Here is a 15,559-nt window from a genome sequence, read left to right on the forward strand (position 1 = left end):
CTCAGAACAGAAACGGGATGCCGAGGCGCGGCCCGAAATACCACCACGCGAACAGCAGGATGCCCACCCACAGCGCGGCCTTGAACAACGCGCCCACGACCTTGATGGCGGCGTAGATCGCCACCGCCAGCACCAGAATTCCGACCCAACTCATGCAGGTTCGCCCACGGAAACAGCCGGCAGCTTAGGCGATGCCGCCACCATCGACCAGTGGACGCAGAGCCGGGCTCAGCGCCACCCGTTCGTCGAACACGAAGCAGCCGCCTTCATAGCCCGCGCCGCCGGCCTGCTCGAAATAGCCCAGGATGCCGTCGTCCAGTTGCAGCAGGTTGTCCCAGCCGTCCTGGCGCAACCACAGCGCGGCCTTTTCGCAACGCACCCCACCGGTGCAGAAGCTGACCACGGTGGCGTCACGCAGGGCCTCGCGGTGCTCCTCCAGCGCCGCCGGCAGTTCGGTGAACTTGTCGATCGGCAAGGTCAGCGCACCGGCGAACGTGCCGTAGGCCACTTCCTGCCGGTTGCGCGTATCCAGCAACACCAGCCGCTTGCCGGCATCGTCATGGCCCTGCCCGATCCAGCGTGCCAAGGTCTCCGGCGTCACCACCGGCGCGCGCGCGCCCACTTCCAGCGGCGAGGACCGGCTGCGCCGGAAGGTGATGATCTCGGCCTTGCGCTTCACCCGCAGGCGCTTGAACGGCACCGCCTCGCTCCAGCTTTCCTTGGCATGCAGGGTGGCGAACCGCGGGTCTTCGCGCAGCCAGTCCAGGAAGCCGCGCAGGGTTGCCTGTTCCGCGGCAAGAAACAGGTTCAGCCCTTCCGGCGTCACCAGCATGCTGCCGCGCAGGCCATCGGCAGCGGCACGCGCGCGCAGGCGCCCGGCCAGGGCATCGGCATCATCGATGGGAACGAACAGGTAGGCGGCGATGTTCAAAATCATCGCTGCATTCTAATCGTCGCACGCACGGGCATGGGATCATGCGCGGATGTCCGCACCCCACCGCCCCACGCTTGCCATCATCGGCGGCGGCCCTGCCGGCCTGATGGCCGCCGAAACCGCGCGCGCGGCCGGCATCGATGTTCACGTGTTCGAAGCGCAAAGCTCGATGGGGCGCAAGTTCCTGATCGCCGGCAAGGGCGGTTTGAACCTGACCCATGGCGAGGCCCGCCCGGGTTTCGATGCGCGCTACCGCGAACGTGCCGGCGAGGTCGGGCGCTGGCTGGACGCCTTCGACGCCGACGCGCTGCGCGACTGGGCGCGCGGGCTGGGCGTGGACACCTACGTCGGCAGCTCCGGACGGGTGTTCCCGCTCGACCGCAAGGCCGCGCCGCTGCTGCGCGCGTGGGTACGGCGACTGAAGGAATCCGGGGTGCAGTGCCATGTGCAGCATCGCTGGCTGGGTTGGGACGCCAGCGGTGCGCTGCGCTTCGCCACGCCGATGGGCGAGGCCACCGTGGCCGCCGATGCAGTGGTGCTGGCGCTGGGCGGCGGCAGTTGGCCGCAGCTCGGCACCGATGGGGCCTGGGTGCGGCTGCTGGCCACCCACGGCATCGACATCGCCCCGCTGCAACCGGCCAATTGCGGCTTCGACATCGGCTGGAGCACGCATCTGGCCACCAGGCATGCCGGCGCGCCACTCAAGCCGGTCATCGCCCATTGGCACACTGCCGCGGGCCATGAACAGGCGCTGCAAGGCGAGTGCGTGCTCACCGAAACCGGCATCGAAGGCAGCCTGATCTATGCCATCGCCGCCGACCTGCGCGAGGCCATCACCCGCGATGGCGCGGTGGTGCTGCACCTGGATCTGGTGCCCGGCCGCGACCTTGCGCGTCTGCAGGCCGACCTGTCGAAACCGCGCAAGGGCCGCAGCCTCGGCGAACACCTGCGCCGGCAAGCCGGCCTCGACGCGGCCAAGGCGGCGCTGCTGTTCGAGGTGTTGCCCAAGGATGCGCAGCAGGACCCGGCCCGCATCGCCACCGTGCTCAAGCGCCTGCCATTGCGCCTGCTGCGCCCGCGCCCGCTGGCCGAATGCATTTCCAGCGCCGGCGGCGTGCGCCTGCAAGCGCTGGACGACGGCTTGATGCTGCGCCAGCATCCCGGCGTGTTCTGCGCCGGCGAGATGCTGGACTGGGAAGCACCGACCGGCGGCTATCTGCTCACCGCCTGTTTTGCCAGCGGCTACCGCGCCGGCCGTGCCGCCGCCGCTTTCGCCCGCTCCGCGGCATCGCGCTGATAGTCCACCACCCACGGCAGCGCACGCAGCACCTTCGAATGCGGATCCAGGGTGAAACTCTCGCCCGCCGCCAGGGCCACCTGCCCACTTCCGCCCACCATCGGCACCTCCACCACGCGCTGCCCCACGCGCACCTGCACCGGCATCGGGAACGGTTTGTCGCCTTCGGTTTTCCAGCGCAGTTCCAGCGTGTCGCCGTTGCGATGGGCCAGCAGATCCGGCAATTGCACCGAACGCAGGTAGACATCGAAGAACCAGCCGTAGTCCTTGCCGGTTTCGCGGTTGATCAGTTCGATGAAGTCGTTGGTGGAGGCATAACGCGGCTTGAAGTTGCCCGGCCTGGGCGCGTCGGTGCCGTACACCAGTTCGCGGGTGGCCTTGAAGAACGCAGCATCACCGACCAGCCCGCGCAGGGTGTGCAGCATCAACGCGCCTTTGTAATACACGTCGTTGCCGGGGCCGCGGCTGGCGTCGGAAACGTCCTTTTCGGTCATGCCGTGGCCGGTCACGATGGGGTGCTTCAACATCAGCGTGGTGCGCATCTTCATCAGCGCCGCCATGTATTCCATGTCACCGCGCAGCCATTGCAGATACAGCGGCTGCATGTAGGTGCCGTAGCCTTCGTGCAGCCAGAAATCGTCCCAGTCGACGTTGGTCAGCTGGTTGCCGAACCACTCGTGGGCGAACTCGTGCTGCAGCAGCCAGTCGTAGCCGGTCTCCGCTTTCTTGTAGTCGTTGCCGTAGGCATTGATGGTCTGGTGCTCCATGCCCAGATGCGGGGTTTCGACCACGCCCATCTTCTCGTCGGCAAACGGGTACGGGCCGATCACTTCCTCGAAGAAGTCCAGCATCGGCGCGAACTCGGCGAACAGGCCCTCGGCCTTGGCCTTGTTGCCCTTCAGATACCAGAAGCGCAGCGGAATGGTGTTGCCGTAGCGGCTTTTGTACTCCGCCTTCAGCACTTCATACGGGCCGATGTTGAGCGCGATGGCATAGGTGTCCGGCAGCTTCGCCCGCCAGTTGTAGGTGCGCCATCCATCGTGCTCGCTCATGCCGGTTTCCACGCCATTGCTGGCGGCCACCAACGGCGCGGGCACGGTGATGTGCTGGATGACCTGCAACGGCTTGCCCATCGGGTGATCGATGCAGGGCCACAGCAGGTCGCAGCCCTCGCCCTGCACCGCGGTGGCCACCCACGGCTCGCCGGTGGGGGCTTTGGCCCAGACGATGCCTCCATTCCACGGTGCCTTCTCCGCCACGTGTGGATGGCCGGCATAGCGGATGCGCACCACCGCCTGCCGGCCTGCCGGCAGCGGGGTGTCCAGCGCGATGGTCATCCGCCCTTCCGGGTTCTGCCAACGCGCCGGCTTGCCGTCCACGCTGACCTGCCGCACCGCATAGTTGCGATCCAGGTCCAGCACCAGTTGCGAAACCGGCGCGGACAGGCGCAGGTGCAAAGTGGCATCGCCCTCCAGCGATTGCCGTGCGGGATCGACCTTGAAGGCAAGATCGGCCAGTTCCAGGGTGGTGGCCCGTTGCTCCGGCGTGCGCGGCAGGCCGGTGGCCTGGGTGGTGGCGGTGAGCTCGGGCTGTTGGGCGTGGGCCATGCTGGCCGCGCCAGCCAAGGCCAGCACCAGCAGGCTGCGGAAAGGACGCATGGCAATCTCCTCGATGGCTGGCCGCTACCATCGCACGGTCGCGCCCTGCGGGTGACTGTCGTTGGTCATGCCCGGGAACCTGAATGCATGCCAGCCGCCATGCCAGAAACGTGGAAATATCAGCATCGATTCATGCCGCAAGCCGCTAACTGCACGTGAGGGCGCGAATGGCTCGCGCCCGGGGAGACGAGAGATGAACCGCATGCCTGCCACCCCCCCGCTGTCCCGCACCCTGCTGGGTGCGTTGCTGGCCCTGGGCACCCTGCTGCCCACCCTTGCCATCGCCCAGGACGGCAACCCACGCCACGAACGCTGGCAACGCCAGCCTGCGGCCGAGCGCCGCCAGGACGAAGATGCCGGCAACCGTGGCAACCGTCCGCGCGAAGAGGCCGTGGTCGCGCCACGCCGCGAATCCCCGCCGCCGGCACGGGTGGAACCGCCTGAACGCTTCCAGCGCCCGCAACGCGGCAATGACGATGGCCGCCGCGAAAACTGGGGCGAACAGGCACGCCAACAAATGGAACAGCAGCGCATGGCCGACCAGCAACGCCAGCAGGACCAGCGCGAGCAGGCACGCCAGCAGATGGAGCGCCAACGCATGGCCGACCAGCAGCGCCAGCAGGACCAGCGCGAGCAGGCACGCCAGCAGATGGAACAGCAACGCATGGCCGACCAGCAGCGCCAGCAAGACCAGCGCGAGCAGGCACGCCAGCAGATGGAGCGCCAGCGCATGGCCGACCAGCAGCGCGACATGCCGCGCGGGCAAGACCGCCAGGACACTGGCCATCGCAGCCCCCAGCAGGTGGTGATGCAACAGGCGCTGGACCGCGATGCCGCGCGCAACCGTGGCAATGACGACCGCGACTGGCGCGGCAACCGTGACGACAACCGTGACCGCCACGACCGCATCCCGCGCGGCGAGCAGGACCACCGCATCGAGCAGCAACGCCGCCAGCAGGCCCAGTGGCAACGCGATGAATACCGCCGCCGTGGCGACTGGGACCGCCACAGCCGCGACCTGGAACACGACCGCCGCAATGCGCAGTACCGCTACCAACGCGACTACTGGCGCCGTTGGCAGGCCGAGCAGGCACGCTGGCGCACGCACCGCTTCGACTATGACAACGACCCGTTCTTCTACACGCCGTACAACTACCGTTACAGCTACGGCGGCCGCTGGTACAGCACCAACAGCTACGGCGCGCAGATCCTGCAACAGGCGATCCGCGACGGCTATCGCGAGGGCTGGTCCGCCGGCCAGGCCGACCGCTACGACCGCTGGCGCTTCGACTACCGCAACAACTACGGCTACATCGACGGCAGTTTCGGGTACCCGGGCTACTACGTGAGCTTCGACGACTACCGCTACTACTTCCGCCAAGGCTTCGAACGCGGCTATCGCGACGGCTACTACGGCCGCTATCAGTACGGATATTCACAAAGCGGCGGCGCGATGATCCTGCCGGCGATCCTCGGCATGATCCTCGCCTTCAGCATCCACTGACCCGGATGCCACGACGCCCGGCCGCACGCCGGGCGTTGTTTTTTGAATTCAGCGCAGCTGGCTGTCCTTGCTGCCGCGCCGGTTGTGGCCGCCCCCCCGGCCCGCCTGCGCATCCTGCATCTGCTGGCACGTCACGCACAGCCGCACCCCCGGCACCGCCTTGCGCCGTGCCGCCGGAATCACCGCATCGCATTCCTCGCACCGCTCCCGGCCCGGCCCCACGGGCAGCCGGCTGCGTGCACGCGCAATGGCATCGTTCACCGTTGCATCGATCTGGTCCTGCACCGCGCCGTCACCGGCCCACCCGGTTGCCATGGCTGGCTCCAAACTGCCCGTCTTCACGTATCGGCAACACGATACGGCATCCAATCCCCGCTTGCGCGACCCTTCCCCGGAGCCCCATGCGCCCTTCGTCCACCCTCGTTGCTTCCTGCCTGCTGGCGCTTGCCGGCAGCCTGCCGCACGTCGCCCACGCCGCCCTGAAACCCGGTGCCACGGCACCGGCCTTCACCGCGCCCGCCTTCCTTGCCGGCACCCCCTTCACCTTCGACCTCCAGGCCGCATTGGCGAAAGGTCCGGTGGTGCTGTACTTCTTCCCGGCCGCCTTCACGCCGGGCTGCAATGCCGAGGCCGCCGCGTTCTCGCAGGCCACCGACAAGTTCAAGGCACAGGGTGTCAGCGTGATCGGCGTGACCGCCGGCAATACCGACCGGCTGGCGGAGTTCTCGAAAGACACCGGGAAATGCGCCGGCAAATTCCCGGTGGCCGCCGATCCCGGGGCCAGGATCGCGCGCAGCTACGACGCCACCCTGGCCCTCAAGCCGGACTGGGCCAGCCGCACGTCCTACCTCATCGGCAAGGACGGGCGCATCGCCGCCGAGTTCGATGCCATGAACCCCAACCAGCACGTCAGGCACATGCTGGATGCGGTACAGGCCATGACGCACCCGGCAGCCCCGGCCAAGTGAGCGCCGGACGGTGCCGCGTCACCAGATGTGGACGCGCTGCGCCGGCGGCAGATACATGGCATCGCCCGGCTTCACGTCGAAGGCCCTGTACCACGCATCGATATTGCGCAGCGGGCCATTGGCGCGATACATCGCCGGCGAGTGCGGGTCGGTCTTCATCAACCGCAACAGCGACTCATCACGGTACTTGCCCTTCCATACCTGCGCCCACGACAAATAAAAACGCTGGTCGCCGCTGTAGCCGTCGATCACCGGGGCCGGCGTGCCTTTCAGGCTGAGCTGGTAAGCGGTGTAGGCCATCGACAGACCGCCCAGGTCGCCCAGGTTTTCGCCCATCGTCAGGTTGCCGTTCACGCACTGCCCGTCCAGCGGGCAATAGGCGTCGTACTGTGCGCCCAGCGCCTTGGTGCGGGCCTCGAAGCGGGCGCGATCCTCGCCCGTCCACCAGTTGCGCTGGATGCCATCGGCGTCGGACTTGCTGCCCTGGTCGTCGAAACCATGGCCCATTTCATGGCCGATCACCGCCCCGATGCCGCCGTAATTCACCGCCGCATCGGCATGCACGTCGAAGAACGGCGGTTGCAGGATGGCGGCGGGAAACACGATTTCATTGAAGGCGGAGTTGTAGTACGCATTCACGGTCTGCGGGGTCATGCCCCATTCTTCGCGGTCGGTTTTCTGGCCGACGCGGCGGTTCTGGTCGGCACGATTGAACAGGCGCATCGCCATCACGTTGCCCAGCAGGTCCGTGGGTGATATCGCCACGCTGGAGTAGTCCTTCCACTTCGCGGGATAGCCGATCTTCGGGCGGAAGGTGGACAGCTTGCGATAGGCCTCGGCCTTGGTGGCCTCGCCCATCCAGTCCAGCTGCGCGATGTTCTGCCGCAAGGCGGCGCGCAGGTTCTCCACCAGCCGGTCCATCGCGGCCTTGGCTTCGGGCTTGAAATAGCGCGCCACGTACAGCTCGCCCAAGGCTTCGCCCAGCCCCGCACGCCCGCCGACGAGCGCCAGCGCACGCTTCCAGTCCTCCCGTTGCGCCTTCTGCCCGGCCAGCACCTTGCCGTTGAACTCGAATGCCGCCTGGTCGATCTCGCTGCTCAGCAGATCGGCATTGCCGTCGATGGCGTGGAAGCTGAGGTAATCGCGCCACACCGACAGCGGCGTGGCATTGATGACGTCGATCACCGGCTGCAGCACGTCCGGCGTGGCAATGTTGAGCTGCGCGGGCTGCGCCAAGCCTTGCGCACGCAACTGGCCGGCCCAGTCATACCCCGGCCACTGCTTCTGCAGGTCGGTGAATTGCGTGACGTTCAGGGTCTTGTCGCGGTCGCGCAATCTGGCGCGATCCCATTGCGGCTTGGCCAGCCGGGTTTCAAGCAAGAGGATGTCCTGTGCACGCAGGGCGGCATCAGTACCCGTCACCCCGGCGAAGCCCAGCATGCGCTGGATGTGCGCCACGTAGGCCTCGCGGATCTTGACGAAACGCGGGTCCGGATTGAGGTAGTAATCGCGATCCGGCAAACCCAGCCCGCCCACACCCAGCCCCACCTGGTACTGGTTGGGGTCTTTGCGATCGATGCCCAGGAACAGGCCGAACGGCGCGCTACTGCCATCGATGCCGGCATTGCCGAACGCGGCGGTCAGCTTGTCCTTGCTGTCGATGCCGGCAATCCGCGCCAGCACCGGCTGCAGCGGCTTGATGCCGGCGGCATCACGGGTGGCACGATCCATGTAGCTGGCATAAAAATCGCGCAGCTTGCGGCCATTGCTGCCGGCGGCAAGGTCCTGGCGTGCCAGCAAGCCCTCCATCAATGCACGGGTTTGCTCCTCGGCGCGGTCGCGCAGGGCGTTGAACGAACCGTAATTGGTTTCGTAATCCTTCAGCTGATAGGTATCGATCCAATGCCCGCTGGCGTAGCGATTGAAGTCGTCGCCCGGTTTCACCGAGGTGTCGCGCGCACCCAGGTCCACGCCGAAGCTGCCAAGCTGCGGCTTGCCGGCCGGCCCGGCGGCTTGCGCCATTGCCGTGGCGAGGGTCAACACGGCCGTGATGCCGAGACTCAATCCGGATACGTTCATTGCAAGCGCCCGCAGCAGAGGAAAGCGCGAGCCTAGCCACCCGGAATGGCGCGCGCCTGTGCCGTTGGTTGCCCCGCCCGTCTTCCGGCACTGTTGCCTGCCGCCGCGCGCACGTATCTTGGGGGTTTCCACGCCGGATACCCGCATGCGCCAGTCCCTGCTTGTCCTCACCATCACCGCCCTGCTGGCAGCATGCAGCGGCCAGCAATCCACGCCGGCCGGCACGACGACGCCGGCCAAGCCGGCCGCATCGGACGCGGCGATGGACGCGAAATTCGCGGCGCTTTCCAAGCAAGCCGTCGATGCGTGGATGGCGTTGTCGCCGGTCAGCGCCACCCAGACCGGCGATCACCGCTTCGACAACCAGCTCGACGATCTCAGCGCCGCCGGGCGGCAAAAGCGCCTGGACACCAGCAAGCGGCTGCTGGCCGAACTCGACGCCATCGATACCGCCAAACTTGCGCGCGAGAACCAGGTGGACGCGGCAATCCTGCGCAACCAGTTGCAAGCGGACATCTGGGACATCGAGGTGATGCAAAGCTGGGCCTGGGACCCGCAGATCTATGGCGGACTGGCCGGCAGCGCCATCTACGGCTTGATGGCGCGCGAATTCGCCCCGCTGCCGCAGCGGATTGCCGCCGCCACCGAACGCATGGAAAAACTGCCGGCGCTGTTCGCACAGGCACGCGCCAACCTCGACCCGGCGCGGGTGCCGAAGATCCACGCCCAGACTGTTGCCAAGCAGAACGCCGGCATTCTTTCCATCGTCGATACCTTCATCACCCCGCACCTGGGCGAATTGCCGCAGGCCCAGGCCGAGCGCACCCGCGCCGCCATCGACGGCCTGAAGAAAGCGGTGGCCGAACAACAGGCCTGGCTGGATACCGCGCTGGTGCCGAACGCCAAGGGCGACTTCCGCATCGGTGCGGAAAAATACGACGCCAAATTGAAGTTCGCACTGTCTTCATCGCTGTCGCGCGCCGACATCAAGCAGCGTGCGGAAAGTGAAATGCAGCGCGTGCGCGGGGTGATGTACGGCATCGCGCAGCAGGTACTGAAAGGCAAGCCGAATGCGCCGGACATGCCCGACAAACCCAGCGACGCGCAACAGCAAGCCGCCATCGAAGCCGCACTGGCACTGGCCTACGCCGACCACCCGGCACGCGACAAGGTGGTGGACGATGCCAAGGCCTCGCTGAAATCCGCCACCGATTTCGTGCGTGAAAAAGACCTGGTCACCCTGCCGGATGCGCCGGTGGACGTGATCCTGATGCCGGAGTTCCAGCGCGGCGTGGCGGTGGCCTACTGCGACTCGCCGGGCCCGCTCGACAAGGGCCTGAAGACGTTCTACGCCATCTCGCCCATTCCCGACGACTGGACGCAGGCGCAAAGCGACTCGTTCCTGCGTGAATACAACGGCCGCATGATCCACCTGCTGTCGATCCACGAAGGCATCCCCGGCCACTACCTGGAAGGCGGCCACTCGGCGACGTACCCGTCGGTGCTGCGCGGCGTGCTGCGCTCCGGCCTGTTCGCCGAAGGCTGGGCGGTGTACACCGAGCGGATGATGCAGGAGCAGGGTTATTTGAATGGCGACCCGCTGTTCCATCTGGTGCAGCTCAAGTTCTACCTGCGCACGATTGCCAACGCGCTGCTGGACCAAGGCGTGCACGTCGACGGCTGGAGCCGCGAGCAGGCCATGCGCCTGATGACCCACGACGCCTTCCAGCAGGAGAGCGAGGCCGCCGGCAAGTGGGTGCGCGCCCAGCTCACGTCCGCGCAACTGCCCACCTACTTCGTCGGCGCGCAGGAACAGTTCGACCTGCGCGACGCGGTGAAGCAGCGGCAAGGTGCGAAGTTCAACCTCAAGGCCTACCACGACCAGGTGCTGTCCTACGGTGCCCCGCCGGTGCGCTACGTGCGCGAACTGATGCTGGACGAGCCGATCCGCTGAGGCACACCGGCAACGGGCGCTGGAACCGCGGCCGGCATCAGGCCGCCGCGGTCACCACGATCTCCACCTTCCAGCCCGGGTTCGCCAACCGGGCTTCCACGGTGGCGCGGGCCGGTGCCTGGCCGGGCACCACCCACGCGTCCCACGCCCGGTTCATGCCGGAAAAATCGGCGATGTCGGCGAGGAAAATCTGCGCGCGCAGGATCCGGGTCTTGTCGCTGCCGGCCTGCGCCAACAGCGTGTCGATGGCGGCCAGCACCTCCTCGGTCTGGGTCTGGATGTCGGCATCCAGCGTTTCCGGAACCTGCCCGGCCAGATGAACAAGACCGCCGTGGATGCAGGCCTCGGACATGCGCGGGCCGGCGTCGATGCGTTGGATCATGGAGGTGCTTCCGATGTGGGGAGCGCCCACGTTACGGCAAACGCAGCCGCAGGCCAGACACCCGACGGCATGCCGTGATGCCGCACACGTTTGCGCTCAGCCGGCGTGCGCCAGCGCGAACTCCAGTGCCGCACGCGCCGCGGTGGCCTGCGCCAGGTTGCATTGCGCGGGGGAGGCGCGCGGGCTGTCGGGATAGACCTCGGTGGTGGTGGTGTAGCGGGCACCGGTGATGCCCGCGCACAGGCCCAGTGCCACCAGCGGGTAGCGGATCACCCCTTCGGCCACCACCGGCGAGCCGATGATGGTGCCGTCCATGTCCGACATCGCGATGTGGGTGACCTTGGCTACCGCCAGGTTGATCGCATCCTGGAACGCCGGTTGCGGGTTTGCGCTGTCGTCCACCAGGTAGAACCCGTCGGGAATGGTGTCCGGCTCGAATGGTTGGCCATCGCGCGCGGCCAGCGCGGGGCGGAATTCGGCTTCATCCGAATCGGTGGTTTCGTGCAGGTCAATATGCACCGCCACCTTGCCGCGCAACGGTTGCAGGAAATCCCACAAGGCGCGGGATTCCGCGCAAGGGCTGCCGGCCACGAAGTTGCGATTGGGATCCAGCGCTTGCGGGTTCCAGCGCTGGATGTGCTCGTAGGCCCACGGCGAAACACACGGGACGATCAGCAGATTCAACTTGCCTTCAAACGCCGCTGCGTACTGCTGCGCGAACAGCAGTGCACCGTGCACGCCGCTGGTCTCGTAGCCGTGCACGCCACCGGTGACCAGCGCCGTCGGCAAGCCGTCGTCCCAGTATTTGCCGCGCAACGCAAGCAGCGGGTAACGGCCATCCTCGCCGCAGTCCAATTCGCCGTATTGCAGCACCCGGAAGGCCTCCAGCAGCGCGTGGATCTTCGCCACCACCTCATCGGCGTGGCTGCGCTGCTTGCGCTGACGCGCGCGCCACTGCGCTTTCTCGGCAGCGCCCCACGGCTGGCCGGGGGTTCCAAGGGGCTGGAAGGTCTGGGCGGGCATGCGGGAAGTCCTGATGGGGGGGGCACGATTGTAGGGCGGCAGCGACCGGGCAGCGTGGCCTTGCGACAGCACCAGCGGCCGTCAACCGCTGCAATCGCCGCAGCACACCGACGCCAGTTGTTGCACCTCGCCGGGCGGGTAGCCGGCCTGCGTCAACACCGCGACCAACTCCTCGACACCCACCCACACCGTGGCACGCAACGCGCCATCGGCGGGATCGCGATCGACGATGGCCGCCGGATCCACCGCGCGCAGCGCATCGTCGATCACGGCCATGTCCGGCGCAGCCGTCGCCAGTCGAATCCGGAACTCCATGGTGCCCCCGTCGTCGCGCGCCGAAACCGGCGCGGGATCATCCTGCGCCGGTCGCGTGCATCCGGCCCTGACCGGGGTCAAGCGGGCATCGGGTGGCTCAGAGCATCCGCCGCAGGGTGTCGTCGCGGCGGAACAGGTGGTGCCAGATCGCCGCCACCACGTGCAGGCCAATCACCCAGTAGAACGCCTCGCCGATGGTGCCGTGCAGGTCTTCCAGCTGGTGCGCCAGCGCCTCGTTTTCCGGCAGCAATGCCGGCAAGGCCATCCCGGTGAACGGGATCATGATGGCCTTGCCATCACACCAGGCGGTGGCCATGCCCAGCAACGGCATCACGATGAAGAAGGCATACAGGGCCAGGTGGAGGGCCTTGGCAGCCAGCGCGCTGTAGCGGTCCAGCGGCGGGGTGATCAAAGGTGCCCCGTGCTTGCGCCGCGCCAGCACGCGCCACCAGACCAGCACGAACACGGCGATGCCGACCCAGAAGTGGCCCTGCATCATCGCCAGCCGGCCACCACTGCCGCGCGGAAAGATGCCGCGCTGCTCGATCAGCAGGTAGGCCGCGAGGATCAGCAGCGCCATCAGCCAGTGCAGGCGACGCAGGACGGGGGCGTAACGCGGCGAGGCGGTGGCGCTCATGGCAGGGCTCCGGTGAAGGTCATCCCACCTTAACGCGGCGACGGCCCCCTGGGTTGACCGGAATCAAACCTCGCCGGGCGCGAGCAGCGCGGCCAGGTCGTCGTCCTTCTCGCGCCACAGGCCGTTCATCCACTGCTGGAAACGCACCCGGAACGCGCGGTCGTTCTGGTAGTCGCCGCCGGCCAGTTCGGCCGGGATCGGTCGCTGGCGGATGCGCACCCGCACTTCCGGGATGCGGTTGCCCAACAGGTCCACCAGCGTGGGCTGGCCGCCGGGATAGGCGATGGTCACGTCGAGGATGCCGTGCAGGCCCTCCCCCATCGCGTCCAGCACGAACGCCACACCGCCGGATTTCGGCTTGAGCAGGTGCCGGTACGGCGAGCCCTGCTTGGCGTGCTTGGACGCGGAGTAGCGCGTGCCCTCGACGAAATTCATCACCGCCACCGGGATGTCGCGGAACTTGGCGCAGGCGCGGCGGGTGGCCGCGATGTCGCGCCCGGCCAGCGCCGGATTGCGGGCGATCTGTTTGGGCGTGTAGCGGCCCATGAACGGGAAATCCAGCGCCCACCACGCCATGCCCAGCAGCGGCACCCAGAACAGCTGGCGCTTGAGGAAGAAACGCAGCAGCGGGATGCGCCGGTTGAACACCTTCTGCAACACCAGGATATCCACCCAGCTCTGGTGGTTGGCCAGCACCAGGTAATGGCCATCCATCTGCAGGTCGGTATCGCCCAGCAGGGTCAGCCGGGTGCGCGTGAACGCATTCCACAGCCCGTTGTTGAAACCGATCCAGCTTGCCGCAATGCCGGTCAGCAACGGATTGCAGGCGGCACGCAGGCGTGGCAGCGGCAACAGCACCTTCAACAGGGCCAGCACCAGCAAGGGCACCACGTGCACGCAGGTGCTCAGGGCGATCAGCGGGAACAACAGGGCAAGGCGCAAGGCGAGCATGGGGCCGGAACGTTGCGGAACACGCGTCATTGTCGCGGAAAACCCGGCATGAATCCGGGCACCGCTATCATGCGCGGATGCCCCGATACCACGGCCCCCTGCTCACCCGCCCATTGGGCGACGCCCTGCACGCGGCCCGCGCCGGCGGGCACGCCACGTGGCAAGGCTCGTTGGACCTGGGCCGCCAGCAGGACACCGTGGCGCTGTCGACCGACCACTGGACCTGGCGCGGCGCGGGCTACCCCTACCCCGGCAAGCTCAAGGACCGCACCCTGTACTGGTGGGACCTTGATGCGTTCGCACCGGTGTCGCGCTATGCCGGCACGCTGATCAAGCTGGTGCCGACGGAATGGAACGTGCCCACCTTCGAAATCGACGGCATCAAGATGCTGCCCACTTCGAAGGAATCGCCGCTGGACGATGCGCGCCGCAAGGTGGCGCTGGTGCAGCCGGCCGGCAAGACCGTGCTGGATACCTGCGGCGGGCTGGGCTATTTCGCTGCCTGCTGCCTCGATGCCGGGGTGGCGCGCGTGCAGTCGTTCGAGAAGAACGAAGACGTGCTGTGGCTGCGCGCCATCAACCCGTGGTCGCCCGATCCCGATGCAAGCGGCGGACGCCTGCAGCTGGCGCATGCGGATGTCTCGCAGGCCATCACCACGCTGCCCGATGCGGCGTTCGACGCCATCCTGCACGACCCGCCGCGCTTCGGCATCGCCGGCGAACTCTACTCGCTGGCGTTCTACCAGCAGCTGGCACGGGTGCTGCGCAAGGGCGGCCGCCTGTTCCACTACACCGGCAGCCCGAACAAGCTGACCTCCGGCCGCGACGTGCCGCGCGAAGTGGCGAAACGGCTGGAAACCGCCGGTTTCAAGGCCGAACCCGCGCTGGACGGGGTGCTGGCCAGCCGCCGCTGAACTCAGTGGCGCGCCACCCGGATCACCCGTGCATCGTCGGCGTGTTCCAGCAGCAACCGGCGCACGCGGTCCTGCCAGACCGAGGCGAACGCGGCGCGTTCCTCGGCACTGGCGTCGTCGGCCAACGCACGGCCCATCAACTGCCGCATCTGCGGTGCCGGCGGCACGCTGGACAGATCCATCGAGACCTGCACCGCATCGCCATTGTCGGTGCGGCGGACATCGGCGATGCATTGCAGGTCGCCGCCGCCGTAGCGCAGCAGTCCGTGGCGGACGAAATGGCCGCCGATGCCGTGGAAGCCGTTGTTGCCTGCCGCACCGGTAAGCAGGGTGAATACCTGGGCGACCACGCCGGTGGTGCCCTCCACTTCCGCCGCACTCATCGTCACCACCACGCCGCCGCGCACCGGCACCGCGCCCGGAAACAACGCGCGCAACGCCGCACGCGCCATCAGGTAGGCACCGGCCACGGTGGGGCAGGAATGCCCGGCCAGCCGCACCGCGTCGGCATAACCGTATTCCAGCAGCCCGCCTTCCGCCGCCCCCAGCAATTCGGCCAGCGGGTCACGCAGCAGGATGCGGGGGGCTTGGGCGAAGAAGGCGGGCAACGACATGGCTCATTCCTCCGGGAGGCCGGTGATGCCGAAATCGATCACCACGCCAGCTTGATCGCGTTGGCGATAGTCCACCGTGACGTGCTGCCCATATCGCTGCTGGATCTGGCCCAGCAGCGGGATCGGGTCGTGGTCGTTGATGAAGCGCATGGTTTCGCCATTGCGCAGCGCGCCCAGCGCACCGAAGATCGCGGAATGGCGGAAGCGCCGGGCGATGCCACGGGCATCGAAGACGTGGACGTTGGGTTCTGGATCGAGTTGCAACGACATCGAAATGACTCCTGTTTGCGACAAGTGGAGTCATGCTACGCCGCACCCCGCACGTCGCC

At 67.3% G+C, this 15,559-nt stretch carries 17 protein-coding genes; 5 read left to right on the forward strand and 12 right to left on the reverse strand.

Annotation, left to right across the window (positions count from 1 at the left end; all coding sequences use genetic code 11):
• Position 1 precedes the first annotated feature (1 nt).
• Together ACE3OK_RS05855 and ACE3OK_RS05860 are read right to left on the reverse strand one after the other, a co-directional pair.
• The gene (locus ACE3OK_RS05855) at positions 2–154 is read right to left on the reverse strand and encodes a hypothetical protein (protein ID WP_374248614.1); all 153 of its coding nucleotides are present in this window, start codon (positions 152–154) and stop codon (positions 2–4) included.
• Positions 155–184: 30 nt separating this feature from the next.
• Positions 185–937 (reverse strand): sulfurtransferase, encoded by a 753-nt coding sequence (locus ACE3OK_RS05860; RefSeq protein WP_374248615.1) that lies wholly within the window; start codon positions 935–937, stop codon positions 185–187.
• Positions 938–983: 46 nt separating this feature from the next.
• Between ACE3OK_RS05860 and ACE3OK_RS05865 the strand changes: the two genes are divergently transcribed.
• Positions 984–2,231, forward strand: a complete 1,248-nt coding sequence (locus ACE3OK_RS05865) for a TIGR03862 family flavoprotein (RefSeq protein ID WP_374248616.1) — start codon at positions 984–986, stop codon at positions 2,229–2,231.
• On the opposite strand, the gene ACE3OK_RS05870 is transcribed toward ACE3OK_RS05865, so the two are convergent.
• Complete coding sequence (locus tag ACE3OK_RS05870; RefSeq protein ID WP_374248617.1) at positions 2,177–3,889, reverse strand: M1 family metallopeptidase; 1,713 nt, start codon at positions 3,887–3,889, stop codon at positions 2,177–2,179. The genes ACE3OK_RS05865 and ACE3OK_RS05870 overlap by 55 nt on opposite strands.
• Positions 3,890–4,082: 193 nt before the next feature.
• On the opposite strand from ACE3OK_RS05870, the gene ACE3OK_RS05875 reads away from it, so the two are divergent.
• Positions 4,083–5,393, forward strand: a complete 1,311-nt coding sequence (locus ACE3OK_RS05875) for a hypothetical protein (protein WP_374248618.1) — start codon at positions 4,083–4,085, stop codon at positions 5,391–5,393.
• A gap of 48 nt (positions 5,394–5,441) precedes the next feature.
• Here the strand turns inward: ACE3OK_RS05875 and ACE3OK_RS05880 are convergent, their stop codons facing one another.
• A complete protein-coding gene (locus tag ACE3OK_RS05880) occupies positions 5,442–5,708 on the reverse strand; it encodes a DksA/TraR family C4-type zinc finger protein (RefSeq protein ID WP_374248619.1) in 267 nt (88 codons plus the stop codon).
• Positions 5,709–5,794: 86 nt separating this feature from the next.
• Between ACE3OK_RS05880 and ACE3OK_RS05885 the strand changes: the two genes are divergently transcribed.
• Positions 5,795–6,361, forward strand: a complete 567-nt coding sequence (locus tag ACE3OK_RS05885) for a peroxiredoxin (RefSeq protein ID WP_374248620.1) — start codon at positions 5,795–5,797, stop codon at positions 6,359–6,361.
• 18 nt (positions 6,362–6,379) lie between these two features.
• Here ACE3OK_RS05885 and ACE3OK_RS05890 read toward each other — a convergent pair whose 3' ends face one another.
• Entirely contained in the window at positions 6,380–8,440 is a 2,061-nt protein-coding gene (locus ACE3OK_RS05890) for a M13 family metallopeptidase (protein ID WP_374248621.1), read from the reverse strand.
• Between the two features lie 145 nt (positions 8,441–8,585).
• Here ACE3OK_RS05890 and ACE3OK_RS05895 point away from each other — a divergent pair, with 145 nt between their 5' ends.
• On the forward strand, positions 8,586–10,394 hold the full coding sequence (locus ACE3OK_RS05895; protein WP_374248622.1) for a DUF885 domain-containing protein: 1,809 nt from the start codon (positions 8,586–8,588) through the stop codon (positions 10,392–10,394).
• A 37-nt stretch (positions 10,395–10,431) separates the two neighbouring features.
• Here the strand turns inward: ACE3OK_RS05895 and ACE3OK_RS05900 are convergent, their stop codons facing one another.
• From ACE3OK_RS05900 to ACE3OK_RS05920, 5 genes are all read right to left on the reverse strand, one after another.
• On the reverse strand, positions 10,432–10,776 hold the full coding sequence (locus ACE3OK_RS05900) for a RidA family protein (protein WP_374248623.1): 345 nt from the start codon (positions 10,774–10,776) through the stop codon (positions 10,432–10,434).
• A 96-nt stretch (positions 10,777–10,872) separates the two neighbouring features.
• On the reverse strand, positions 10,873–11,799 hold the full coding sequence (locus ACE3OK_RS05905; protein ID WP_374248624.1) for a M14 family metallocarboxypeptidase: 927 nt from the start codon (positions 11,797–11,799) through the stop codon (positions 10,873–10,875).
• A gap of 81 nt (positions 11,800–11,880) precedes the next feature.
• On the reverse strand, positions 11,881–12,195 hold the full coding sequence (locus ACE3OK_RS05910) for a hypothetical protein (RefSeq protein ID WP_374248625.1): 315 nt from the start codon (positions 12,193–12,195) through the stop codon (positions 11,881–11,883).
• A gap of 16 nt (positions 12,196–12,211) precedes the next feature.
• Positions 12,212–12,751 carry a cytochrome b gene (locus ACE3OK_RS05915; RefSeq protein WP_374248626.1) on the reverse strand — a complete coding sequence of 180 codons (540 nt, stop codon included), beginning with the start codon at positions 12,749–12,751 and terminating at the stop codon, positions 12,212–12,214.
• A 63-nt stretch (positions 12,752–12,814) separates the two neighbouring features.
• The gene (locus tag ACE3OK_RS05920; protein WP_374248627.1) at positions 12,815–13,702 is read right to left on the reverse strand and encodes an acyltransferase; all 888 of its coding nucleotides are present in this window, start codon (positions 13,700–13,702) and stop codon (positions 12,815–12,817) included.
• A gap of 77 nt (positions 13,703–13,779) precedes the next feature.
• On the opposite strand from ACE3OK_RS05920, the gene ACE3OK_RS05925 reads away from it, so the two are divergent.
• Positions 13,780–14,616, forward strand: coding sequence for an SAM-dependent methyltransferase (locus tag ACE3OK_RS05925; protein WP_374248628.1), 837 nt, complete (start codon positions 13,780–13,782; stop codon positions 14,614–14,616).
• 2 nt (positions 14,617–14,618) lie between these two features.
• Here ACE3OK_RS05925 and ACE3OK_RS05930 read toward each other — a convergent pair whose 3' ends face one another.
• Positions 14,619–15,230 (reverse strand): FmdE family protein, encoded by a 612-nt coding sequence (locus ACE3OK_RS05930; protein ID WP_374248629.1) that lies wholly within the window; start codon positions 15,228–15,230, stop codon positions 14,619–14,621.
• A gap of 3 nt (positions 15,231–15,233) precedes the next feature.
• Positions 15,234–15,500, reverse strand: coding sequence for a DUF2249 domain-containing protein (locus ACE3OK_RS05935; protein ID WP_374248630.1), 267 nt, complete (start codon positions 15,498–15,500; stop codon positions 15,234–15,236).
• Positions 15,501–15,559: the final 59 nt, after the last annotated feature.

Source organism: Thermomonas sp., assembly GCF_041905325.1.
GTDB lineage: Bacteria > Pseudomonadota > Gammaproteobacteria > Xanthomonadales > Xanthomonadaceae > Thermomonas.